Here is a 21,546-nt window from a genome sequence, read left to right on the forward strand (position 1 = left end):
TAGGCCCTCGGGGCCCGCGCCGCCCACGTTTCCCGCGGCTTGTCGCTCAGCGGTGCGTGATACAAAGGAGATTTCTGTGACGTCCGAGGTCGAGGTCGACGCCGTCGTACTGGTCGGCGGCCAGGGCACGCGGCTGCGCCCGCTCACGCTGTCCGCGCCGAAGCCGATGCTGCCGACAGCAGGCACCCCCTACCTGAGCCACCTGTTCTCCCGCATTCGCGCGGCCGGGATCCGGCACGTGGTGCTCGGCACGTCGTACCGGGCCGAGGTGTTCGAGGAGTACTTCGGCGACGGGTCCGCGCACGGGCTGGACCTCGAGTACGTGGTGGAGGACGAGCCGCTCGACACCGGCGGCGCCATCCGCAACGTCTACGACCGGCTGCGCGCCGACCACGCGATCGTCTTCAACGGCGACATCCTCTCCGGGGCCGACCTGCACGCCCAGCTGCGCACGCACCTCGACTCCGGCGCGGACGTGACGCTGCACCTCCAGCGCGTCCCCGACCCGAGCCGGTTCGGCTCGGTGCCGACCGACCCCGACGGGCGCGTCACCGCCTTCCTGGAGAAGACGCCGAACCCGCCGACCGACCAGATCAACGCCGGCTGCTACGTCTTCCGCCGTCCGGTGATCGAGACGATCCCGGCCGGGCGGCGGGTGTCGGTCGAGCGCGAGACGTTCCCCGGGCTCCTCGAAAACGGTGCGCACCTGCATGGCTTTGTCGATTCTTCGTACTGGCTCGACGTCGGCACCCCGGAAGCGTTCGTGCGCGGCAGTGCCGATTTGGTCCGCGGCGTCGCGCCTACCTCGGCGCTGACCGGGCCGACCGGCGACTTTCTGGTGCTGGACGCGGCTTCCGTCGCTGCCGAGGCCAAGCTCACCGGCGGTACGACGATCGGCGCGCGAGCTGTCGTGGAGCGGGGGGCGACGGTGTCCGGCTCGGTGGTGTTCGACGACGCGGTGATCGGTCCGGACGCTGTTGTGGAGAATTCGGTGCTGGGCCGCGGAGCGCGGGTGGGCGAGGGTGCGGTGCTGCGCGGCGTGGTGCTCGGCGACGGCGCGTCGGTGGGGGCCGGCTGCGAACTGCTGGACGGCGTCCGGATCTGGCCGGGCGTTGCGGTGCCGGACGGCGGCATCCGGTTTTCGAGCGACGCGTGATGGAGTGGCGTCCGGGGTTTCCAGTGGATCTGGCACAGGTGCTGGGTCCGCTGAGCCGTGGGCGCGGATCGCTCAACTTCCGGCGCGACCGCGGGGTCTGGTGGCTGGCCGCGAACACCCCCGGCGGCAAGGGAACGCTGGCGCTCCTGCACCGGGCGGACGGGGTCGTCGAGGCCGAGGCTTGGGGCGACGGCGCGGATTTCCTGCTCGGCGGCGTGCCCGCGCTGCTCGGCGCGGACGATGACGACACCGGATTCGTCGCCCACCACGACGTGATCGCCGAAGCCCGCCGCACCACGCCGGGGTTGCGGCTCGGGTCGACCGGGCGGGTGTGGGACGCGCTGGTGCTGGCGGTGCTGGAGCAGAAGGTGAGCGGCAAGGAGGCGATCCGGTCGTGGGCGGAGCTGTGCCGGTGGTTCGGCACGCGCGCTCCGGGGCCGGGTCCGCATTTCCTTCGGGTGCCGCCGGATCCGGACGCTATTCGGTCCATTGTGGACTGGAACTGGCACAAGATCGGCGTGGATCTCAAGCGCCGCACGGCTTTGCTCGAAGCGGCCCGGGTGGCACCGCGGCTGGAGGAAGCGGTGCGGCTGCGCGGGGCCGAGGGACGGGCGCGGCTGCGGAAGGTGCGGGGCATCGGCGTGTGGACGGCGGCGGAGATCGCCCAGCGCGCGTGGGGCGACCCGGACGCGGTCAGTTTCGGCGACTACAACATCCCGGCGATGGTCGGCCACACGCTGCTCGGCCGGAAGATCGACGACGAGGAGATGGCGCGGGTGCTGGCACCGTACGCACCGCAGCGGCAGCGCGCGATCCGGTATCTGGGCGCGGCCGGGGCGCGGCGGCCGAGGTTCGGGCCGCGGATCGAGTTGCGGGATTACCGGGCGATGTGAGGTCGGTGCGGGGCTTGCGTGGGCCCCGGGGGTTGGGCGGTGGGTTGCCCGGTCGGGGTGAGCCGACGCGGGTGGGGCGTGATTCGGGGCGGCAGGGGCTGGTCGGTGCGGGGCTTGGGCTGCTGGGCGGTGTGAGTCGACGCGGCCGTCGGGCGTGAGTTCAAAGCGGCCGATGCGGGGCCTGCCGGGCGAAGTGAGTCAGCGCGGCGGGTACGGGTTCTGCGGGTCCTGCGGCGGGTGCTGGGCACCGGGTGGTTGCGGGGCGTTCGGGTACTGCTGGCCAGGCTGCGGCGGGTACTGCTGCGGAGCGCCAGGCTGCGGAGCGCCGGGCGGGTACTGGCCCTGTGGCGGGTACTGCTGCGGCGGGTACGGACCCTGCGGCTGCGAACCAGGCGCACCCGGATACGGCCCGGCCTGTGGCGGCTGCTTCGGCCGTCCCACCGTGAATTTCAGGACCAGAATGACCGCCAGCAGCAGGATCAGCGCCCCGGGCAGGACGTAGCTCAGCATGGGTTTCCCAATCGGCTCGGGCACAGAGTCAGGAGGCCGATGCTAATTCCTCGCCGCGCTCAGCGCAGGGCAGCCGTCGCGATCGCGATGCCTTGTTCCGCGGACAAGCCCAGCCCCCGGATCACCTCGGCGTACGTCGCCGCGGCGGCTTGGGCTCGGGACAGTGTCTCGTCGCCGGTCGCGCCGACGAAAGTGCCTGCTCTGCCTCGGGTTTCCAGCAGTCCGGCTTCCTCGAGTTCGCGGTACGCGCGCGCCACCGTGTTCGGGGCGATGCCCAGTTCTGCGGCCAGTCCGCGCACTGTCGGGAGTTTGGTGCCGACCGCGAGGGTGCCGTCGTTGATCTGGTTGGCCAGCGAGGTCCGGACCTGTTCGAACGGCGGAACGGGGGACGCCGGGTCGTAGGTGATGCTCATCGTTGCCGCCGTTTCCGTCGGATGCTGACCACGATACCCAGCGCCAGCAGCGCGAACGCTACCGCGAAGCCGATCAGCACCACCCAACCGCTGATGGCGACGCCGGTGTCGCCTGGGTGCAGGTGCGGCCGCGCCAGGTCCATGGGGTCAGGTTAACGGGCCGCCGCGATCAGGTCGGCCAGGTCTTCCGAACCGGCGGGCAGTGCGTCGACCGGCCACCAGCGCAGGTCGTCGGACTCTTCGCTGCGCACGGGTTCCGCGCCGGGCGGTGCGTGGACCGCGTAACGGACGTCGAAGTGCCGCGTGGGGAGGCCGAGCGAGCAGGTGATCGGGTGGACGTCCAGGTGTACTGGCGTTTCGCCGATCGTCAGGCCGTGGATGCCGGATTCCTCGGTCGCCTCGCGCAGGGCGGCTTCGGACAGCGACGCGTCGGACGGTTCGCAGTGCCCGCCGAGCTGCAGCCAGCGGCCGACGCGGGGGTGCAGGGTCAGCAGGACCTGCGTGCCGGTCGAGTCGAGGACCACGGCGGACGCGGTCAGGTGCCCGGCTTCGCAGGAGCGCTGGCACGTGTCCGAACGCGACGCCAGGAAACCGAGAAACGCTTGCCGCAGCGACTCTTGTGCCGACGACGGGGGCTTCCATTCGGTCAGTTCGGTGACGGCGGATTCGTGCAGGGTCATCGTTCGATCAGCCAATCGCCGGTGGTGAGCGGTCCGCGCGGGGGAGCGGGCTCGGCCGGGTGGCCGATGGCGACCGCGCCGAGCGGGTGCCACTGGTCGTCCAGGTCCAAAGTGGACCGGACCAGGTCGGCGGCGAAGATGGTCGAGCCGATCCAGCACGAGCCGAGGTCTTCGGCGGCCAGCGCGACCAGCAGACCCTGCACGGCGGCGCCGCCGGCGACGGTGAACATGGTGCGTTCGTGGCGGTTTCGCCGGTCGTCGCGGTAGGTGTGCGCGCCTTCGGGCACCAGGAACGGGATCACCAGTTCCGGGGCGCGGTAGAGAATGTCGCCGCGGGACAGGCGTTTCGCGATCTGCTCCTGGGTGAAGCCGTCGCTGGTCAGGTCGGCTTCCCAGGAGGCGCGCATCGCGTCGAGGAGTTTGCGGCGCAAGCCTTCGTCGCGCAGCCAGAGAAAACGCACGGGGTGCGTGTGGTGCGGCGCGGGCGCGGTGAGCGCGGCGGCGACGGCGCGGCGCATGACCTCGGGGTCGACCGGCTCGTCGCTGAACTGCCGGACGGAACGCCGGTGCGGTACGGCTTCCCGGCGGCCCTGCGCGATGGATTCGTTGGTGCCCAACCGAAAGAGGTCTTCGTCGACGGGACGCACCAGGTCGCGCGCGGTGGTCCCGTCGTCGTGGATCTGCAGTCCGCGCACGACCGCCACCGGCAGTCCGCCGAGCTTGCCCTTCACCAGGTCCGCGGCGGCGGCGATCTCGTCCGCGACCGCGATTTCCGTAACAGCCAGCTCGTTTCCCTGCGAATCGACCTGTCCGGCGTACCCGTGCAGCACGCGCAGGCCGGACGCGCCGATCGCGGCGTCCGTCTGGCCGACGCGCCAGGCCCGGCCCATGGTGTCGGTGACGACCACGGCCACCTCGACGCCCAGCCGTTCCCGCAAACCGTTGCGCAGCGCCAAAGCGGACGCGTCCGGGTCCGCGGGCAGCAGCGCCACCTCGTCGCCGCGCACGTTCGACGCGTCGATCCCGGCCGCCGCCTGCACGATGCCCAGGTTGTTCTCGGTGATCAACGTGCGCGCGATCCGGGCGACCACGCGCACCGATTCTTCCTGGATCAGCTTGCGCCGGGCCGCGTCGCGCGCTTTGGGATCGCTCGGCACGCGCACGAGCCGTCCCTCGATCTTCGAGAAAGCCTTGCTCGTCACCACCACCACGTCACCGGAGCGCAGCCACGGCGCGGCGGACACGATCGCGCCGGTCAGGTCGTCGCCGGGACGGAATTCCGGCAGCCCGGGGACCGGCAGGATCTCGATCTTCTCGGAAGCGTGATCAGTCAAGAGAGACTCCAGCCACGTCGAGCGCCGCGCGGACCATGTCCGCCGTCGCGTCCACATCGGACATCAGCAGCGGCACCGCGCGCACGTCCACGCCGGGCACCGTGACCTCGTGATCCTCCGGCGCGACGAGCCAGCCGTCGAGCACGCCGCCGTCGGAACGCGCGCCGTAGTGCCGGCCGACCGCCTCCGCCGAGGTCTCCACGCCGATCGCGGTGAGGCACGCGTCGGCCATGCCGCGCAACGCTTTCCCGCCGATGATCGGCGACACCCCGACGACCTTCGCGGGCGACTTCCGCAGCGCGTCGCGCACCCCGGGCACCCCGAGCGTCGTGCCGACCGAGACGACCGGGTTCGACGGCGCGAACAGCACGACGTCCGCCTCGGCCAGCGCCGCCAGCACACCGGGGCCGGGCTTGGCCTCGTCGTTGCCGACCGCGACGATCGAATGCGCGGGCACGCCCGCCCGGTAGCGCACCCACCACTCCTGGAAGTGCACGGCCTTCTGCTGGTCGGGCTGGTCCGGGTCGTCGATCACGACGTGCGTCTCGACCCGGTCGTCCGACATCGGCAGCAGCCGCACACCGGGCTGCCAGCGGTCGCACAGCGCCTCGGTGACCTGGGACAGCGGGTAGCCCGCGCGCAGCATCCGCGACCGGATCAGGTGCGTCGCGATGTCCTTGTCGCCGAGCCCGAACCAGGTCGGCTCCGCGCCGTAAGCGGCGAGTTCCTCCTTGACCGTCCAGGTCTCGCCCGCGTGGCCCCAGCCGCGTTCGGTGTCGATACCGCCGCCGAGGGTGTACATGCAGGTGTCGAGATCCGGGCAGATGCGCAGGCCGTGCATCCACACGTCGTCGCCGGTGTTGACCAGCGCGGTGATCTCGTGCGGGGACTCGCCCGCGCCGATCGCGGGCAGTCCGAGTGCGGTCTTGACCCCGAGCAGGAAGCGGGCGCCGCCCACTCCGCCAACCAGTACGACGATCTTCACGACTGGCGATCCTCGCACGTTCGCGTCGCCGGGCCCCAGTACCGGTACCTGTGGTGCTCCGAACAGCCGAGCGCGGAATACAGCGCCAGCGCGCCGGTGTTGCTCACCGCCACCTGCAGGACCCACTTGCCGGCGCCGTGTGCGCGGCCCCAGCCGGCGAGCGCGTGCAGGACCGTGGTGGCCAGTCCGCGGCGGCGGAACTCCGGCGCGACCGCGAGACGGGCGACGTGCAGCCAGTCGTCCACGATCGCGCCGCGCACCGCGCCCGCGGTGACGCCGTCGGCCTGCACGACGCCGTAGCCGACCTTCCCGGTGGTCACGACGTGCCGCTGGGCGGAACTCGGCGCGGTGGTGTTCTCGGTCAGGTCCCACCATTCCGGCGTCGCCTGGTCGAGGACCTCGGCGCCGCGCGAGGGGCCGGACGGCAGCGGACCGGTCAGTACCGACACCCGGTACCCGGCGGCGTGCTCGACTTGCTCGCGCCAGCCCGCCGCGGCCACCTCGCGCTCCAGTTCGCTGTCTTCCAGCACCTGGACCGCGGGCGGAATGCCGTGAGCGTGGGCGAAGTCACACACGGCTTCGAGCGCGTCCGGGACCGGACGGCCGGGGTCGCCGACGGCGAGTGCGCTGTTCGCGCGCCCGGTGAAGCCGTCCGCCCAGCGCAGAGTCCATTCTCCGAGCGGCTCCTCGACCACCGCCTGCCACGCTTTCGCACACACGATTTCGAGCTTTTCCCGGGAGTTCACGGTTAGATTGTGACGGAGAGAGCAGTCCCGTTCCGCAGGAGAACCCATGAGCTACGCGCGCAAGGACGACCGGCACAACGATGAGCTTGTCGACGAGATCGCCGACGGGTTCAAGCGGACTCTCGAGGAGAAACGCGAGGACGGCAAACCCGCCGGCCCCGCCTTCACCATTACCGGCGATGCCCGGGACGCGCCGAAACCGCGTCGCCGCGATCGCTGAGCGGCCCGGATCCGCCCCGTTTCCAGGGGTGGGATAAGGGTCGCCTAACCACCACCGGGGGCCAGGGAAGCGCGTAATGTCCGCACCGACCGGCCCAGCAGGAGAAGCCAGGAGTACGCAGTGACCTACGTGATCGCCGAGCCCTGCGTCGACGTGCTCGACAAGGCGTGTATCGACGAGTGCCCCGTGGACTGCATCTACGAGGGCGAGCGGATGTTGTACATCCACCCGGACGAGTGCGTCGACTGCGGCGCCTGCGAGCCGGTCTGCCCGGTCGAGGCCATCTACTACGAGGACGACGTCCCGGACAACTGGTCCGACTACACCAAGGCGAACGTCGACTTCTTCAACGAGCTGGGTTCGCCCGGCGGCGCCTCCAAGGTCGGCAAGACCGCGCACGACCCGGGGTTCATCAAGGCTCTGCCCCCGCAGGGCGAATGACCCGGCTGCCCGACTTCCCCTGGGATTCGCTCGCCGAGGTCAAGGCCCGCGCGCAGGCGCATCCCGGGGGCATTGTCGACCTTTCCGTCGGCACGCCCGTCGACCCGGTGCCGGATTCGATCCGCGCCGCGCTCGCGTCGGTGTCGGAGATCCCCGGCTACCCGACCACGCACGGCACGCCTGAGCTGCGCGAAGCGGCTGTCACGGCGTTGCGGCGGCGCTACGGGATCACCGGCGTCGAACCGGACGCCGTGCTGCCGACGATCGGCTCGAAAGAGGCGGTGGCCTGGCTGCCGCGGCTGCTCGGCTTCGGGCCGGGCGACGTGGTGGTCATCCCGGAGCTGGCGTACCCGACGTACGAGGTCGGCGCGCTGCTCGCGGGAGCCGAGGTGGTGCGCGCGGACGGGCTGACCCAGCTCGGCCCGCGCCGCCCGGCGATGATCTGGCTCAACTCGCCGTCGAACCCGACCGGCCGCGTGCTCGGCGTCGACCACCTGCGCAAGGTGGTCGAATGGGCGCGCGAACGCGGCACCGTCGTGGTGTCCGACGAGTGCTACCTCTCGCTCGGCTGGGAGGCGGAACCGGTTTCGGTGCTGCACCCCTCCGTCCACGGTGGACAGACCGACGGCCTGCTCGCGGTGCATTCGCTGTCCAAATCGGCGAACCTCGCGAGCTACCGCGCCGGATTCGTGGCCGGCGACCCGAAGCTGGTGAAGACCCTGCTGGAGGTGCGCAAGCACGCCGGCATGATCGTGCCGCGGCCGGTGCAGCAGGCGATGGTCGCCGCGCTGACCGACGACGAAGCCCTTGCCGAGCAACGCGAACGCTACCGTGCGCGCCGCGTGGTGCTGCGGAAGGCGTTGCAGGACAACGGGTTCGAGATCACGCACTCCGAGGCCGGGCTGTATCTCTGGGCCACGCGCGGGGAATCCGCGCAGGCCACGGTGGAATGGCTGGCCGAGCGCGGGATCCTGGTCGCGCCGGGCACGTTCTACGGCCCTGCGGGTCGTGACCACGTGCGGGTCGCGTTGACCTCGACGGACGAGCGCATCGACGCGGCGGCGGAGCGGCTGGCCGGGTCAGGCGACTGACCCGGTGAAGTACCCGGCCGCCGCCACCGCCAGCGCGAGGAAGACGGCCGGGAACGCGATGTTGTGGAACACCTTCGCGCGGATGTGCGCGCCGACCGCGCCCACGAAGAACAGCACCAGCCCGATCGCGGCGGCCAGCCCCAGGCGGGGCCAGCCGAGCAGGCCGGCCACCAGGCCGACGACGCCCGCGCCCTCCAGGATCGCCAGGTAGGGCAGCCAGCGCTGGCCGACGCCGACCTCGGCGGAGTTCTGCAGCACGAACCTCGCCCGTACGGTTTTCGCCGCGACCTCAAGGGCATTGATCGCGATACAGACGAAGGTGGCGACGAGAAGCCCGGTTTCCATGGCTGCTCCTTTCCTGCCTCTCTTCCCTGACGGGGCGGGGACCGGAAAGGTGACCGGCGGTCAGTAGTCGCGGCCGGTGAAACCTCGGTAGACGAACCGGGTCAACGCTTCCACCGCTTCCTCGTCGGTCGGCGGCTCCCAGTCCGCCGGCGGCGGGCTCAGCAGCCACATCTGCGCGAAGTTGTGGATCAGCTGGTACATCATCGCGATGCTGAGCTGGGGGCTCGCCGGGAGCCGGTAACCGGCCGCGGTGACGTATTCGAGGTGGCCTTCGACGTCCACGGCCTCTGTGACGCCGAAGCTCGCGTAGGTGGCGGCGAAGTCCTCGTTCACCATCGCCGCCTGGTGCAGCGCGACCATGGTGGGCGCGTTGGCGCGGTAGAAGTTCCAGTACTGCCGCACGTGCCAGCGGACCGCGGCCGGGTCGCTGAAGTCGGACAGGTGTTCCTCGCTGGTAGCCGCCTCGTCACTGGCCGCGGAGAGGTCGGCCAGCAGCGCGACCAGCAGTTCTTCCTTGCTCGCGAAGTGGTTGTAGAACGACCCCGCGGCGCGGCCGGCTTCCTTCGTGATGTCGGTGATCTTCGTGTTCAGGTAGCCCTTGGCCGCGAACACGCGCTTGGCCGCTTCCTTCAACGCCGTTTCCGTTTCGGCGGCTTTGTCCCGGCGGCTCGTCGCTGTCATCCGGCACCTCCCTTGACGCGAACGCTATCAGCGGGCATTCTGAATCCAGATTCACTGAATCATAGTTCACCGAAAGGGGCGAGGAAGATGACGGTGCTGGTGGTGGGGGCGGGCCCGACCGGGCTGACGTTGGCGATCGAGCTGGCGCGGCGCGGAATCGGCGTGCGGGTGGTGGACAAGGCGGAGGAGTACTTCGCCGGTTCGCGCGGCGACGGGCTGCAGCCGCGCACGATGGAGGTTTTCGAGGATCTGGGGGTGCTGGACGCGGTGCACGCCGCGGGTGCGCCGCCGTATCCGATGCGGGTGTACCTCGACGGGGAGTTCACGATGGTGCGGTGGATGGCCGAGCCGGTCGAGCCGACGCCCGCGGTGCCGTATCCGAACGCCTGGTTCCTCGGCCAGTCGCAGACCGAGGGGATCCTGCGCGACCGGCTGGCCGAGTTCGGCGTGCGGGTGGAGCTGAATACCGCGCTGACCGGCTTCACCCAGGACGAGGAGGGGGTCACCGCGGAGCTGTCGACCGGGGAGACGGTGCGCGTGGACTACCTGGTCGGTGCGGACGGCGGGAAGAGCTTCGTGCGCAAGGCGCTGGGGATCGCGTTCGAGGGGACCACTGACGAGTCGATCCGGATGCTGCTGGGCGACGTCTCGGCGGAGGGGCTCGACCACGCCTCGGGGTACTGGTTCGCGAAGGCGGACGAGCCGATGTCTGGCGTCGCGTTCACGCCGCTGCCGGGTACGCCGTACTTCCAGTTCGCGTCCCCGCTCGGCGACGGCGACGCGGGCACCTCGCTGAGCGCGTTGCAGGAGCACCTGGACCGGGTGTCCGGCGGCGGCATCCGGCTGCTCGATCTGGCCTGGTCCACCGTGTGGCGGCCGAATATCCGGCTGGCGGCGACCTTCCGGAAGGGCCGGGTGTTCCTCGCCGGGGACGCCGCGCACGTGCACCCGCCGACCGGCGGACAGGGGCTGAACACCGGCATCCAGGACGCGTACAACCTCGCCTGGAAGCTCGCCGACGGATCGCCGGAGCTGCTGGACAGCTACGAGGCGGAGCGGCGGGCGGTCGCGGCGCGGGTGCTCGGGGTGAGTAGCGCGTTGCTGGAGAAGTACAAGGAAGGCTCGGACGACGCGCACGAACGCGGGCCGGAGACGCAGCAGCTTGATCTGACTTATCGGGGCGGACCGCTGTCACCGGCTGGTACCGGGGCGCTGCGGCCGGGGGACCGGGCTCCGGACGCGCCGCTGGTCGACGGGAATGGCAAGAGCGTGCGGTTGTTCGAGCTGTTCCGGGGTCCACATGCGACAGAGCTGGTGTTCGGCGACGGACCGCTCGGGACGGAGCATCCGGCGTATCGGATCCTGCCGCAGGGGGCGACGGGGGAGCTGGTGGACGTTGGCGGACACGCGTACGCGGCGTATGAGGGTGCGCCGGGGAAGCGGGTGCTGGTGCGGCCGGACGGGTATGTGTGGTCGGTTAACTGACCGCGTGTTCGGCCTTTTCGATGCGGTGCCACACATCGAGCCACGTGGCTCGCGCTTCGGCACGCTTCGCCAGCTCGTGCTCGACGATCCGCCCGGCGACGAAGCCGATCTCGGCGTCCGCGTTGGCCAGCGCGCCGCGCACCTTCTCCGCGGCGAAGACCGCGTCCTGGTGATCGCCTAGGACGGTCTGGAATTTGCGGGTCGCTTTGATCAGCTCGGACAGCTTCGCGGCCTGCTTCTTCTTCGCCGCGGATCGGGCCAATTCGGCGGTATAGCGCAGTTTCTTGCCGTGGATGCGCAGCGCGTGCAGGTCGTCGTCCGGCGGGTTCGGCGGGAGGGCGGCGACCGCGCGGGCGAGCTTGCGGTACGGCTTCCGGACGTCGGCGGTCAACCCGGCCTTCTCGGACGGAGTCTCGTCGATCTCGTGCTCGGCGGTGCGGGACAGCTGCGCGATGCTCTGCAGCAGGGTCGCGTACCGCGGGCTCGACAACGCGCGGTTCAGCCGGCGGCGGGCCGTGGTGCGTTCGGAGACGAAACGGGACACCAGCCGTCGCCCGGCGGCCTGGTCGCGGACGTCGAAACCGGCGATCACCTCGCGCAGGTGACCGATCAGCACGTCGTAGTCGCGGACCTCGCCGAGGACCTGGCCCAGCCAGCCGAGGTCGGCGCGCACCGGTTCCGCGGTGGGCCCGATCAGCGCGCTGGAGGACTTCAGCACGCTCCGCATCCGCCGTTGCGCGACGCGCATCTGGTGCAGTTCTTCCGGATCGGCCCCGGCTCGGGTGCCCGGTTCGCGGGACAGCAGTTCGCGCAGTTCGTGGTCGAGTTTGGCCCGCACGTGCGCGGCCGCCGGGGCCTCGGGACCCGCTTTCGCCGGTTCGGCGGGAAGCCCGAGTGCGGCCGGCGTCGTCGGTTCCGGAGTACGGCGGCGGCTGGTCGCTTCGGAAGTCACCTGGTTAATGGTAGGTGAACAGCGATCAGATCGGGCCAGTGGAAAACAGAGAGGGTGCGCTTCCGTTGCCGGACAGCGCACCCTCTCGAAGGCTGGATCAGTTGGCGTGCAGTGCTTCGTTCAGCTTGATGCCGACGCCGCCGCGCGGCACGACCTCGACCGCGCCGGTCGCGGAGTTGCGCCGGAAGACCGCGCCGGAGATGCCGGACAGCTCGCGTGCCTTGACCGTCTTGCCGTCGACCTCGACCTTGGTGCCGGCGGTGATGTACAGCCCGGCCTCGATCACCGAGTCGTCGCCGAGCGAGATGCCCGCGCCGCCGTTCGCGCCGATCAGGCAGCGTTCGCCGACCGAGATCACCTCGGTGCCGCCGCCGGAGAGCGTGCCCATGATCGACGCGCCGCCGCCGACGTCGCTGCCGTCGCCGACCAGCACCCCGGCCGAGATGCGGCCCTCGACCATCGACGCGCCGAGCGTGCCCGCGTTGAAGTTGATGAAGCCCTCGTGCATCACGGTGGTGCCGGACGCGAGGTGCGCGCCGAGGCGCACGCGGTCGGCGTCGGCGATGCGGACGCCGGTCGGCAGCACGTAGTCGACCATCCGCGGGAACTTGTCCACGCCGTACACGGCGACCGCGCCGCGCGAACGCAGCCGCAGCCGGGTCTGCTCGAAGCCCTCGACCGGGCACGGGCCGTGGCTCGTCCACACGACGTTCGCCAGCAGGCCGAAGATGCCGTCGAGGCTCTGCCCGTGCGGCCGGACCAGCCGGTGCGACAGCAGGTGCAAGCGCAGGTAGACGTCGTGGGCGTCGGCGGGCGCGGTGGCAAGGGTGCCGATCGTGACGCGCACCGCGACGACCTCGACACCGCGGTCGGTGTCCGGGCCGAGCAGCGCGGCCGCGGACTCGCCGAGCAGCTCGGTGGTCTGCTCCGCGGTCAGCCGCTCGGTGCCGCTGGTGCCTGCGTCGACCAGCTTGGGGTGCGGGTACCAGGTGTCCAGCACGGTTCCGTCGGACGTGACGGTGGCCAGCCCGACGCCGACGGCGCCGGTCGTTTCGGGGTCAGGGGTCTGCTCGCTCACGCCGGTCACGGTAGCCGAAGCGGACCGGATCAACCCGTGGTGGCCAGCTGGTTCACCTTTTTCTTCACCTCGGTGAGGGCGGTGGAGATGGAGATCAGCGCCTGCGTGCACTCCCCGCCGGGCGCGGGCACGGTGGTGCAGCCTGCCTGCCGGAACGCGCCGACCGCCTGGTCGATCGCGGTCGCGTCGTGCTCGAGCGGCTGGTTGACCGTCTTGCCCGCTTTCGCCAGCTTGTGCACCGAGCCCGCGGTGTTGCCGACCTCGGTGACGTATTTCTCACAGCCCTTCGGCAGCTGCGACTGCGGGCCGGTGAAACAGGCGTCGGCCGACAGCGCTTCGAGCTTGATCGGCAGGGCGTCCGGGCCCGGATCGCCGGCTCCCGGGCGGGCCTTGGGCCCGGCCTCGTTGCTGCAACCAGTGAGGACGAGGGCGAGGACGCCAAGAGCGACCAGGGAGCTTCGCGTGCGCACGTCCTCACGGTAGCCCCCGCGCCTGCTGGGTACGGTGCCGGTATGACCTCCCTTGACCTGCGGTCCGATCCGGCCGACCTCACTGCCGCCCTCGTGGATGTGTTCAGCGTCTCCGGGGAGGAGGGCAAGCTCGCGGACGCCGTACAGGCCGCGCTGGCTGAGCAGGCACCGCATCTGGAAGTCGTCCGCAACGGGGACGCGGTGCTGGCGCGGACGAATCTCGGGCGCGGGTCGCGGGTGATTCTGGCCGGGCATTTGGACACGGTTCCGGAGAACTCGAATTTGCCGTCTCGGCTTACTGGGGCTGGGGACGATGCGGTGTTGCACGGGCTCGGGTCGGTGGACATGAAGGGCGGGGATGCCGTCTTTCTGCATCTGGCCGCTACGTTGCCGGAGCCTCGGCATGACGTCACGTTTGTCTTTTATGACAATGAAGAGGTTGAGGCTGTTCGGAATGGGCTGGGGCGGATTGAGCGGGAGTTGCCGGAGTGGCTGGCCGGGGATCTCGCGATTGTGGGGGAGCCGTCTAATGGGGTGATCGAGGCTGGGTGTCAGGGGACTTTGCGGGTCGAGGTTCGGACTTCCGGGGCTCGGGCGCATACGGCTCGGGCTTGGATGGGGGCTAACGCGATTCATGCGTTGGCGGAGCCGTTGCGGCGGTTGGATTCTTATTCGCCTCGGGTGGTGGATATTGACGGGCTGACTTATCGGGAGGGGCTGCAGGCTACTGCGATTTCTGGTGGGGTGGCTGGGAATGTGGTGCCGGATGCTGCTGTTTTGACGGTTAATCATCGGTTTGCGCCGGATCGTAGTGCTGAGCAGGCTGAGGCGCATGTGCGTGAGGTTTTTGCTGGGTTTGATGTGACGTTGGTGGATATGTCGCCTGGGGCGTTGCCTGGGTTGTCGGCGCCTGCTGCGGCGGAGCTGGTGGCTGCGGCTGGGGGGAAGGCTGCGGCTAAGTTGGGGTGGACTGATGTGGCTCGGTTTGCTGCGTTGGGGATGCCTGCGGTGAATTTTGGGCCTGGGGATCCTACGTTGGCGCATACTCAGCAGGAGAATGTTCGGGTGGGGGAGATTCGGGGGGTGGCTGGGGTTTTGCGGCGGTTTTTAGAGTGAGTTGTGGTTGCGTGGGGCACCCCGAAGCCCGATTGTGCTGACGGGCGGCGGGTGTTTGTCAAGGCGGGAAAGATGCCTTGACAAACACCCGCCGCCCGCAGGGAGGCTTCGTATCGGGGTGCGGGGGAGGGGCTGGGTGCCTCGATTGTTGAGTGCATTGGTGCGGGTTTAGGTCCGTGAAGGACTCCTTGAGGGAATTAGATTCCCTCAAGGAGTCCTTCACGGACGGAAGATGAGCTGAGGCCGGGGCGGCGCTGTGCGCAGGCACCCCGGCCCGCAGCGGTCTTTAGCGGCCTTGCAGCGACTTGACGTTGTTGCCGAAGGACCAACCCCTTGAGCCGTCCCAGTTCAGGGACCAGGTCATCAAGCCCTTGACGCCGGGGACGCTTTGGTAGGCCTGCGAAACCAGGCCGGGGTCCATGTAGCCGCCGCCTGCGCCCGGCTGTGCGGGGAGGCCGGGGACTTGCTTGTCCAGCGGGACGCGGATGGTGGTGCCTTGCACGGTGAGGCCCTTGTCCAGGCACTGCGTCTGCACGGTGAAGCCTTCCACCGTTCCGGCCTGGTAGCTGTCGCCGGAGCAGCCGTACATGGAACCGTTGTAGTACTGCATGTTCAGCCACCACAGGCGGCCGTTGTCGGCGTACTTCTTGATGATCGGCAGGTATGCGCCCCAGATCGAGCCGTAGGTGATCGAGCCGCCGGTGACGTATGCGGTTTCCGGGGCCATGGTCAGGCCGAAGCCGGCTGGCATTTGGGACAGTACGCCGTCGATGATGCGTTCCAGGTTTTCCTGCGAGGCCGACAACGTCTTGATATCACCGCTGCTGGAAAGGCCGGTTTCGATGTCGATGTCGATTCCGTCGAAGTTGTACTTCTTCAGGATCGGCACGATGGTGCTCACGAACTTGTCGGCGACCGAGCTGGACGACAGGTCGATGCCTGCTGCCGCGCCGCCGATGGACATCAGGATCGTGGCTCCGGCTTCCTTGGCCGCGCACATTTCCGCGGGCGTCGAGACCTTGACCGTGGCGTCCATGCCGTCTTCCCACTGCACGGTGCCGTCGGAAAGGATCACCGGGAACGCGGCGTTGATGACGTTGTACCCGTGTGCGGCGATGCGGGAATCGTTGATCGGGACCCAGCCCATGCCGGGGTGGACGCCGTTCGCGGCACCGTCCCAGTTTTCCCAGTAGCCCTGCAGCACGGGGCCGGATGGTCTCGGCTTCACCGCGCAGGTGTCCGATTGCGGTGCGGCGGCCGCTGAGGCGGGAGCGATTCCCGCGAGCGGTAGTGCGAGCAGGGCCGCTACTGCGGTCCCGAGCCAGCGCGATTTCCGTCCGTTCATCACGGCTCCCGTCCCCGATAACGGTGTTGCCGCAACGGTAAGCGGCGGGGCTGGGGCTGCCTACCCCCGATCGTATGGTCTAGACAAATTCGTGGTGGTCTGGACAAGTACGAACGCGAACCAGCCGGGCACGAGGCGCCGTGCCCGGCTGGTTCAGGGTGAAAACTCGGGAGCGGTTACTGCGTTAGCAGGCCCCGTTGTCGGTCCAGACGGCCCAGGAACCGGGTGCGCCCGGCTCAGCGCCGACGGAGTACCACGTCGAGGTCCACTTGTGGTTGTTGTGCGAAACCACGTCGCCCGGACCGTAGAACGTGTTCGAGTCCCAGGCTGCGATGCCGCCGCAGCCCGGCGGGGTGCCGCTGCCCACGACGAGCGTGAAGTCCGACGTGTGCGTGGCGTTCGCGCCGGTCGCGGTGATCGTCACCTTGCTGGTGCCCTTGGGCGTGCTGGCCGTCGTGGCGATGGTGACGGTCGCGGTGGCTCCGGACTGGATGGTGTCCGGGCTGAACGTCGCGGTCGCGCCCGAGGGCAGGCCGCTCGCGGTCAGCTTGACCTGCTGCGCGTTGCCGTTGGTGATCTTGGTGGTCACCGTGGACTTGGCCGAGGCGCCCGGCTCGACCGTCGCGGTCGTCGGGGACAGTTCGACGGAGAAGTCGTTGTCCTTCGGCGGTTCGCTGTTGCAGGTGGCCTCACCGGAGACCGCACCGACCGAAACGCCGTCCCACGCCGCCTTGGTCGCCTTGTACTCGACGCAGCTGCCCGGGAACAGGTCGACCGCCGCCTGCAGGGTGGCCTTGCGGGCCGCCTTGTGGTTCCAGGACGAGGTCTTGTGCAGCAGGCCGTTGTAGAAGATCTTGCCCGCCTTCTGGATCCCGATGCCGGTGACGCTGCTGTTGTTGCAGGTCGGGCTCGTCGGCTGGCCGTCCGAGGGCGAGGTGCCCTCGGCGAGCAGGTAGAACCAGTGGTTCTGCGGGCCCGCGGCGGCGTGCACCTCGGTGTTCGGGATGGACGACGAGTAGCAGTTCGGGTCGCCGATCCGGTTCGGGTCGTACATGTAGCGGATCGGGCCACGCCCGACCAGGTTGACGCCCTCGCCGACCTCGAAGTCCGGCTTGTCCTTCGCGTTGTTCGCGTAGAACTCGGTCAGCGCGCCGAAAATGTCGCCGGTGGACTCGTTGAGCCCGCCGTTCTCGTTGCCCGAACCCGCGCCGCCCGGCGTGTTCTGGAAGATGCCGTGGCCGAACTCGTGGCCGACCACGTCCATCGACGTCGCCTGGCGCTGGTTGTCCTGCGAGTGGCCGAAGTGCGTGGACGAGCCGTCCCAGTAAGCGTTGACGTCGTTCAGGCCGACCGACGCCGGGAACCCGCGGCCGTTGCCGTCGATGCCGTTGCGGCCCAGCCAGTCCTTCAGCATGTTCCACTCGGTCTGCACGCTGTACAGCGTGTCGACGCAACCGGTTTCGAGGTCGGTGCCGCTGCCGTTGCCCCAGGTGTTGCTGGACTTCGTGAACACCGAGCCGTTCTCGCGGCCGCAGCTGATGCCCGAACGGTTCGGGTCGCGCATCGAGTACGAGCTGCCGGAACCGGTGGTGTCGATGCTGACCTGGCCGACGTAGTAGCTGTTGCCGGTGCCCGCGACGGCCGGGGCCGCGGCGGTCGTCCCGGTCTTGGCCGGGCTCTCGGCCTTCACGTCGTCGCGCTGGTCGAGCACCTTGCCAGTGGCGGCGTCGACGAAGACGTGCAGGTTGCTGGGTGCCTTCGCGGTACGGCCCGCGACGACGACCTCGTAGGCCAGTTTCGGCTGTGCGCCACCGAGAACGACCAGATCAGGCTTGCTCACCTTGCTCACGGTCGGCAGCTGGCCGCGGGCGACCGAAGCCGCGCGTGCCGCGTCGACAGTGGGCGTAGTGCCCACGGTGATCGCCGCGCCTTCCGCGGAATCGGTGCCGCGCACGCGGCCCGTTCCGTCGGCGACGATCACCGCATCCCCGCCGACGACCCGGAGGCCGTCGTAGGTGCGCTCGTAGGAGTTGTAATACAGCCCGGCGTCGCCCAGGGTGGTGCTGACGCGGTGCAGGCTCTCGGACGAACTCTTGCGGAGCCCGACCGCGCCGGCGGCGGCGACCCGGTCGGCGGCCGCGATCGCGGTGGCCTGCGGGTCTGCGGAGGGTTGGGCGGGGGCCGCGGATGCCGGGGTCACCGGCAGCGCGAGCAGGGAAAGGGCGAGACCGGCGACACTTGCGATGCCGGTGGCGAGCCCTCTTCTGGACGTCATCGACAGTCCTTTCGGGGTACACGATGGGGAAAAGCGCAACGCGTTGAGCTGGGCTGATCAGGCCGCGGACACCGTGAGTAAAAGAGCGCTCACGGGGGTGGTCAATGCGCTGAACGGACCAGCGGGACCCCGCACGCGATCAGGGCTATTCCTCGCAAGTGGCCCCGTAGCAGGGAAAACGCCGATTCGGGACGGGCCGGGCGACTTTCGTAGGTAGTTGCTGACAACCGGCCATTGGTAGGAGGACCGGAACCCGCTGGTGGTCCGCTCGCGCGCGTTCAGGAAGGGGTCACCGATCCGTCACGCTCTGGTGCCGACGCGGGCGCCCGCCGCGGCCGCCCGGCCCGTAGGCTTGGCTGGTGAGCGAACAGTCTGAGTTTCCCGACGGCCAGTACCCCGAACGCCCGGTGGAGCGGCACAAGGGCCCGGTGGTGCTCCGGCGCGATCGGCGCGATCAGGGCAGCACGACCGATCAGCGGCTGCTCGATTCGCGCGGGCCGAGCGACTGGGTGCACACCGACCCGTGGCGCGTGCTGCGCATCCAGGCCGAGTTCGTCGAGGGGTTCGGCGCGCTGGCCGAGGTTCCGCGCGCGGTGACCGTGTTCGGTTCGGCGCGCACCAAACGCGACAACCCGGAGTACGAGCTAGGCCGCAAGATCGGGGCCGCGCTCGCCGAGGCCGGGTTCGCGGTGATGACCGGCGGCGGCCCCGGCGCGATGGAGGCGGTGAACCGCGGCGCGAACGAGGCGGGCGGATTCTCCGTCGGGCTCGGCATCGAGCTGCCGTTCGAACAGGGCCTGAACCCGTGGGTCGACCTCGGCGTGAACTTCCGGTATTTCTTCGCGCGCAAGACCATGTTCGTCAAGTACTCGCAGGCGTTCATCTGCCTTCCCGGCGGATTCGGCACGCTAGACGAACTGTTCGAGGCGCTCACCCTCGTCCAGACCAAGAAGGTCACGAAGTTCCCGGTGGTGCTGTTCGGCACCGAATACTGGGGCGGGCTGTACGACTGGATCGCGAAATCGGTGCTCGAGGGCGGGAAAATCGGCGAGAAGGATCTCCAGCTGCTGCACCTGACCGACGACATCGACGACGCGGTGCGGGTCGTGCAGGAGTCTTATCAGGCTTGGGAGGACACGCACTGATGCGGATTTGTGTGTTCTGCGGTTCGGCGCGGGGCTTTTCGCCGGAGTACGCGGAGGCGGCGGCCGGAGTCGGAAAGCTGTTGGCGCAGCGGGGAATCGGGCTGGTCTACGGCGGCGCGAGCGTCGGCACCATGGGTGTGGTGGCCGATGCCGCGCTCGCCGCGGGCGGCGAAGTGATCGGCGTGATCCCGGAAGTGCTGTCGGACGTGGAAATCGCGCACGGCGGGCTCACCGAATTGCACGTGGTGCCCGACATGCACCAGCGCAAAGCGAAAATGGCCGCGCTGTCGGACGCGTTCATCACGTTGCCCGGCGGGATCGGCACCCTCGAGGAAATGTTCGAGGTGTGGACGTGGGCGCACCTCGGCATTCACCGCAAGCCGATCGGGCTGCTCGACGTGGCCGGGTATTACTCGCCGCTGGTGGAGTTCGCCGATCAGATGGTGGAGAAAGGGTTCCTGCGTCCGGACACCCGGGAGCTGATCAGCGTCGCCGCCGACGCGGACAAGCTGGTGGACATCCTGAGCCGTTCGATCGGATAACGCGTCACGACGCTTTTTCGTCCGGCCGTTTGTGATAGGTGTCGACGTATTCCTGTCCGGACAGTTCGAGGATCGCGTACATGATCTCGTCGGTCACCGACCGGCGGATCGCCGAGGACGAGTCCTGGCCCTCGTAGCGCGAGAAGTCCAGCGGTTCGCCGAACCGGACCTTGATCTTGGCGAGCCGCGGGATTTTCGCGCCGTTCGGCTGGATGCCCTCGGTGCCGAACAACGCGACCGGGACCACCTTGGCCCCGGTGGACAGCGCGAGCGCGGCGACGCCGGTGTGCCCGCGGTGCAGCCGTCCGTCGAGCGAGCGGGTGCCCTCCGGGTAGATCGCGAACACGCCGCCCTCGGTGAGCACCTTGCGGCCCGCTTCGAGCGCGGCGAGCCCGGCCTGGGCGTTGCCGCGTTCGACCGGGACGTAGCCGAGCGCGTCGAGCGATTTCGCGATGAACCGGCCCTTGAGCCCCTTCCCGGTGAAGTACTCGGCCTTGCCGAGGAACCGGACCTGCCGCGGGGTGGTGAACGTGATCACACCGGTGTCCAGCGCCGCCCGGTGGTTGGAGGCGAGCAGGACCGGGCCGTCCTCGGGGATGTTCTCCACGCCCTCGACCCGGGGCCGGTAAAGCGCGCGGACCAGCGGTCCGAGCACGAAACGGACGAGCAGCGGCAGCAAGGGTTCTCCCTCCGGAGGGTCGGTCACCGGTTCCAGCATGGCACGATCGCCCCCATGAGCTGGTTTGACCGTCGCACCTGGCAGGAGCCGGCGTGGAGCGTCGCGGACATCCTCGCCGCCAAACGCGGCCGGACGGTGTCGGTCGTGCTGCCCGCGCTGGACGAGGAGGAGACGGTCGGCACCGTGGTCGCTTCGGTGCGCCCGCTGCTCGGCGGAGTGGTCGACGAGCTGGTGGTCGTCGACTCCGGCTCCACGGACGCGACGGTCGAGGTCGCCGCGGCCGCCGGGGCGCGGGTGGTGCGCCGCGAGGACGTCGTGCCGGAGCTGGCGCCGCGGCCGGGCAAGGGCGAGGTGCTGTGGCGTTCGCTCGCCGCGACGACCGGCGACGTGGTGGTGTTCCTCGACTCCGACCTGGTCGACCCGGACCCGGCGTTCGTGCCGTCGCTGCTCGGGCCGCTGCTCACCGAGGACGGCGTGCACCTGGTGAAGGGCTTCTACCGCCGTCCGCTGCGGCTGGAGAGCACCGGCGGCGGGCGGGTGACCGAGCTGCTGGCGCGGCCGGTGCTGTCCGCGCTGCGCCCGGCGCTGGGGGAGCTGGTGCAGCCGCTGGGCGGCGAGTACGCGGGCACGCGCGAGTTCCTGGAGTCGGTGCCGTTCGCCGGCGGGTACGGCGTGGAGATCGGCCTGCTGCTGGACGCCGAGGAGCGCTACGGCCTCGACGGGCTCGCGCAGGTCAACCTCGGCGTGCGCAAACACCGCAACCGGTCGCTGCTGCAGCTCGGCGTGATGGCCCGGCAGATCCTCGGCACGGCGCTGGCCCGCTGCGGCCTGCCGAGCGCGGAGGCGGCGCGGTTCACGCAGTTCGTGCAGGTGTCCGGGGAATGGGTGCCGGACGTGACGGAGGTGCCGGTGGCGGACCGGCCGCCGATGCGGGAGGTGCTGGCCGCCCGGCAGCACTGACGCT

At 69.8% G+C, this 21,546-nt stretch carries 25 protein-coding genes; 10 read left to right on the forward strand and 15 right to left on the reverse strand.

Annotated elements, in window-relative coordinates; translation table 11 throughout:
* The first annotated feature begins 76 nt into the window (after positions 1–76).
* Both RPX00_RS18755 and RPX00_RS18760 read left to right on the forward strand, forming a co-directional pair.
* A complete protein-coding gene (locus tag RPX00_RS18755; protein ID WP_406640996.1) occupies positions 77–1,156 on the forward strand; it encodes a sugar phosphate nucleotidyltransferase in 1,080 nt (359 codons plus the stop codon).
* Positions 1,156–2,049, forward strand: coding sequence for a DNA-3-methyladenine glycosylase family protein (locus tag RPX00_RS18760; protein WP_406640997.1), 894 nt, complete (start codon positions 1,156–1,158; stop codon positions 2,047–2,049). Before RPX00_RS18755 ends, RPX00_RS18760 begins: the two co-directional genes overlap by 1 nt.
* Before the next feature lie 198 nt (positions 2,050–2,247).
* Here the strand turns inward: RPX00_RS18760 and RPX00_RS18765 are convergent, their stop codons facing one another.
* From RPX00_RS18765 to RPX00_RS18795, 7 genes are read right to left on the reverse strand one after another with little or no spacing between them, the layout of a single operon-like run.
* Entirely contained in the window at positions 2,248–2,559 is a 312-nt protein-coding gene (locus RPX00_RS18765; RefSeq protein WP_406640999.1) for a hypothetical protein, read from the reverse strand.
* Between the two features lie 59 nt (positions 2,560–2,618).
* On the reverse strand, positions 2,619–2,972 hold the full coding sequence (locus RPX00_RS18770) for a GntR family transcriptional regulator (RefSeq protein WP_406641000.1): 354 nt from the start codon (positions 2,970–2,972) through the stop codon (positions 2,619–2,621).
* Complete coding sequence (locus RPX00_RS18775) at positions 2,969–3,115, reverse strand: LPXTG cell wall anchor domain-containing protein (protein WP_093575833.1); 147 nt, start codon at positions 3,113–3,115, stop codon at positions 2,969–2,971. The genes RPX00_RS18770 and RPX00_RS18775 overlap by 4 nt, the downstream gene beginning before the upstream one ends.
* 9 nt (positions 3,116–3,124) lie before the next feature.
* Positions 3,125–3,652, reverse strand: a complete 528-nt coding sequence (locus RPX00_RS18780) for an NUDIX hydrolase (protein WP_406641002.1) — start codon at positions 3,650–3,652, stop codon at positions 3,125–3,127.
* Positions 3,649–5,043: a coenzyme F420-0:L-glutamate ligase gene (locus RPX00_RS18785; protein ID WP_406641004.1), complete on the reverse strand. Its 1,395-nt coding sequence runs from the start codon at positions 5,041–5,043 to the stop codon at positions 3,649–3,651. Before RPX00_RS18785 ends, RPX00_RS18780 begins: the two co-directional genes overlap by 4 nt.
* The gene (cofD, locus tag RPX00_RS18790) at positions 4,979–5,971 is read right to left on the reverse strand and encodes a 2-phospho-L-lactate transferase (protein ID WP_406641006.1); all 993 of its coding nucleotides are present in this window, start codon (positions 5,969–5,971) and stop codon (positions 4,979–4,981) included. The genes RPX00_RS18785 and cofD overlap by 65 nt, the downstream gene beginning before the upstream one ends.
* On the reverse strand, positions 5,968–6,717 hold the full coding sequence (locus RPX00_RS18795) for a GNAT family N-acetyltransferase (protein WP_406641008.1): 750 nt from the start codon (positions 6,715–6,717) through the stop codon (positions 5,968–5,970). The genes cofD and RPX00_RS18795 overlap by 4 nt, the downstream gene beginning before the upstream one ends.
* A gap of 46 nt (positions 6,718–6,763) precedes the next feature.
* Here RPX00_RS18795 and RPX00_RS18800 point away from each other — a divergent pair, with 46 nt between their 5' ends.
* The 3 genes from RPX00_RS18800 (at position 6,764) to dapC (ending at position 8,469) form a co-directional block, all read left to right on the forward strand.
* Positions 6,764–6,937 (forward strand): hypothetical protein, encoded by a 174-nt coding sequence (locus tag RPX00_RS18800; RefSeq protein WP_378300495.1) that lies wholly within the window; start codon positions 6,764–6,766, stop codon positions 6,935–6,937.
* 120 nt (positions 6,938–7,057) lie between these two features.
* The gene (fdxA, locus tag RPX00_RS18805; protein WP_009072848.1) at positions 7,058–7,378 is read left to right on the forward strand and encodes a ferredoxin; all 321 of its coding nucleotides are present in this window, start codon (positions 7,058–7,060) and stop codon (positions 7,376–7,378) included.
* Positions 7,375–8,469, forward strand: coding sequence for a succinyldiaminopimelate transaminase (dapC, locus tag RPX00_RS18810; protein WP_406641010.1), 1,095 nt, complete (start codon positions 7,375–7,377; stop codon positions 8,467–8,469). The genes fdxA and dapC overlap by 4 nt, the downstream gene beginning before the upstream one ends.
* Here the strand turns inward: dapC and RPX00_RS18815 are convergent.
* A complete protein-coding gene (locus tag RPX00_RS18815; RefSeq protein WP_406641012.1) occupies positions 8,458–8,814 on the reverse strand; it encodes a DoxX family protein in 357 nt (118 codons plus the stop codon). The genes dapC and RPX00_RS18815 overlap by 12 nt on opposite strands.
* A 60-nt stretch (positions 8,815–8,874) precedes the next feature.
* Positions 8,875–9,495, reverse strand: a complete 621-nt coding sequence (locus tag RPX00_RS18820; protein ID WP_406641013.1) for a TetR/AcrR family transcriptional regulator — start codon at positions 9,493–9,495, stop codon at positions 8,875–8,877.
* 87 nt (positions 9,496–9,582) lie between these two features.
* On the opposite strand from RPX00_RS18820, the gene RPX00_RS18825 reads away from it, so the two are divergent.
* Positions 9,583–10,980, forward strand: coding sequence for an FAD-dependent monooxygenase (locus RPX00_RS18825; RefSeq protein ID WP_406641015.1), 1,398 nt, complete (start codon positions 9,583–9,585; stop codon positions 10,978–10,980).
* On the opposite strand, the gene RPX00_RS18830 is transcribed toward RPX00_RS18825, so the two are convergent.
* The 3 genes from RPX00_RS18830 to RPX00_RS18840 all read right to left on the reverse strand — a co-directional run bounded on the left by RPX00_RS18830 (position 10,973) and on the right by RPX00_RS18840 (position 13,480).
* Entirely contained in the window at positions 10,973–11,932 is a 960-nt protein-coding gene (locus RPX00_RS18830; RefSeq protein WP_406641017.1) for a CHAD domain-containing protein, read from the reverse strand. The two genes, RPX00_RS18825 and RPX00_RS18830, sit on opposite strands and share 8 nt — an antisense overlap.
* 97 nt (positions 11,933–12,029) lie before the next feature.
* Positions 12,030–13,010, reverse strand: coding sequence for a 2,3,4,5-tetrahydropyridine-2,6-dicarboxylate N-succinyltransferase (gene dapD, locus RPX00_RS18835; protein WP_406641018.1), 981 nt, complete (start codon positions 13,008–13,010; stop codon positions 12,030–12,032).
* Positions 13,011–13,039: 29 nt separating this feature from the next.
* Positions 13,040–13,480, reverse strand: coding sequence for a hypothetical protein (locus RPX00_RS18840; protein ID WP_406641020.1), 441 nt, complete (start codon positions 13,478–13,480; stop codon positions 13,040–13,042).
* 42 nt (positions 13,481–13,522) lie between these two features.
* On the opposite strand from RPX00_RS18840, the gene dapE reads away from it, so the two are divergent.
* The gene (gene dapE, locus RPX00_RS18845) at positions 13,523–14,596 is read left to right on the forward strand and encodes a succinyl-diaminopimelate desuccinylase (protein ID WP_406641022.1); all 1,074 of its coding nucleotides are present in this window, start codon (positions 13,523–13,525) and stop codon (positions 14,594–14,596) included.
* A 286-nt stretch (positions 14,597–14,882) separates the two neighbouring features.
* Here the strand turns inward: dapE and RPX00_RS18850 are convergent, their stop codons facing one another.
* Both RPX00_RS18850 and RPX00_RS18855 read right to left on the reverse strand, forming a co-directional pair.
* Positions 14,883–15,941 carry a chitinase gene (locus RPX00_RS18850; RefSeq protein WP_406641024.1) on the reverse strand — a complete coding sequence of 353 codons (1,059 nt, stop codon included), beginning with the start codon at positions 15,939–15,941 and terminating at the stop codon, positions 14,883–14,885.
* 184 nt (positions 15,942–16,125) lie between these two features.
* Positions 16,126–18,216 (reverse strand): M4 family metallopeptidase, encoded by a 2,091-nt coding sequence (locus RPX00_RS18855; protein ID WP_406641026.1) that lies wholly within the window; start codon positions 18,214–18,216, stop codon positions 16,126–16,128.
* A gap of 359 nt (positions 18,217–18,575) precedes the next feature.
* Here RPX00_RS18855 and RPX00_RS18860 point away from each other — a divergent pair, with 359 nt between their 5' ends.
* Entirely contained in the window at positions 18,576–19,361 is a 786-nt protein-coding gene (locus RPX00_RS18860; protein WP_378300475.1) for a TIGR00730 family Rossman fold protein, read from the forward strand.
* Positions 19,361–19,903: a TIGR00730 family Rossman fold protein gene (locus RPX00_RS18865; RefSeq protein ID WP_406641028.1), complete on the forward strand. Its 543-nt coding sequence runs from the start codon at positions 19,361–19,363 to the stop codon at positions 19,901–19,903. Before RPX00_RS18860 ends, RPX00_RS18865 begins: the two co-directional genes overlap by 1 nt.
* A 4-nt stretch (positions 19,904–19,907) precedes the next feature.
* On the opposite strand, the gene RPX00_RS18870 is transcribed toward RPX00_RS18865, so the two are convergent.
* Complete coding sequence (locus RPX00_RS18870; protein ID WP_406642996.1) at positions 19,908–20,582, reverse strand: lysophospholipid acyltransferase family protein; 675 nt, start codon at positions 20,580–20,582, stop codon at positions 19,908–19,910.
* A 54-nt stretch (positions 20,583–20,636) separates the two neighbouring features.
* Between RPX00_RS18870 and RPX00_RS18875 the strand changes: the two genes are divergently transcribed.
* The gene (locus RPX00_RS18875; protein WP_406641030.1) at positions 20,637–21,542 is read left to right on the forward strand and encodes a glucosyl-3-phosphoglycerate synthase; all 906 of its coding nucleotides are present in this window, start codon (positions 20,637–20,639) and stop codon (positions 21,540–21,542) included.
* The last annotated feature ends 4 nt before the right edge of the window (positions 21,543–21,546 follow it).

Origin of the sequence: Amycolatopsis sp. WGS_07 (genome assembly GCF_045278895.1) — a bacterium.
In the GTDB taxonomy this organism is placed as follows: domain Bacteria; phylum Actinomycetota; class Actinomycetes; order Mycobacteriales; family Pseudonocardiaceae; genus Amycolatopsis.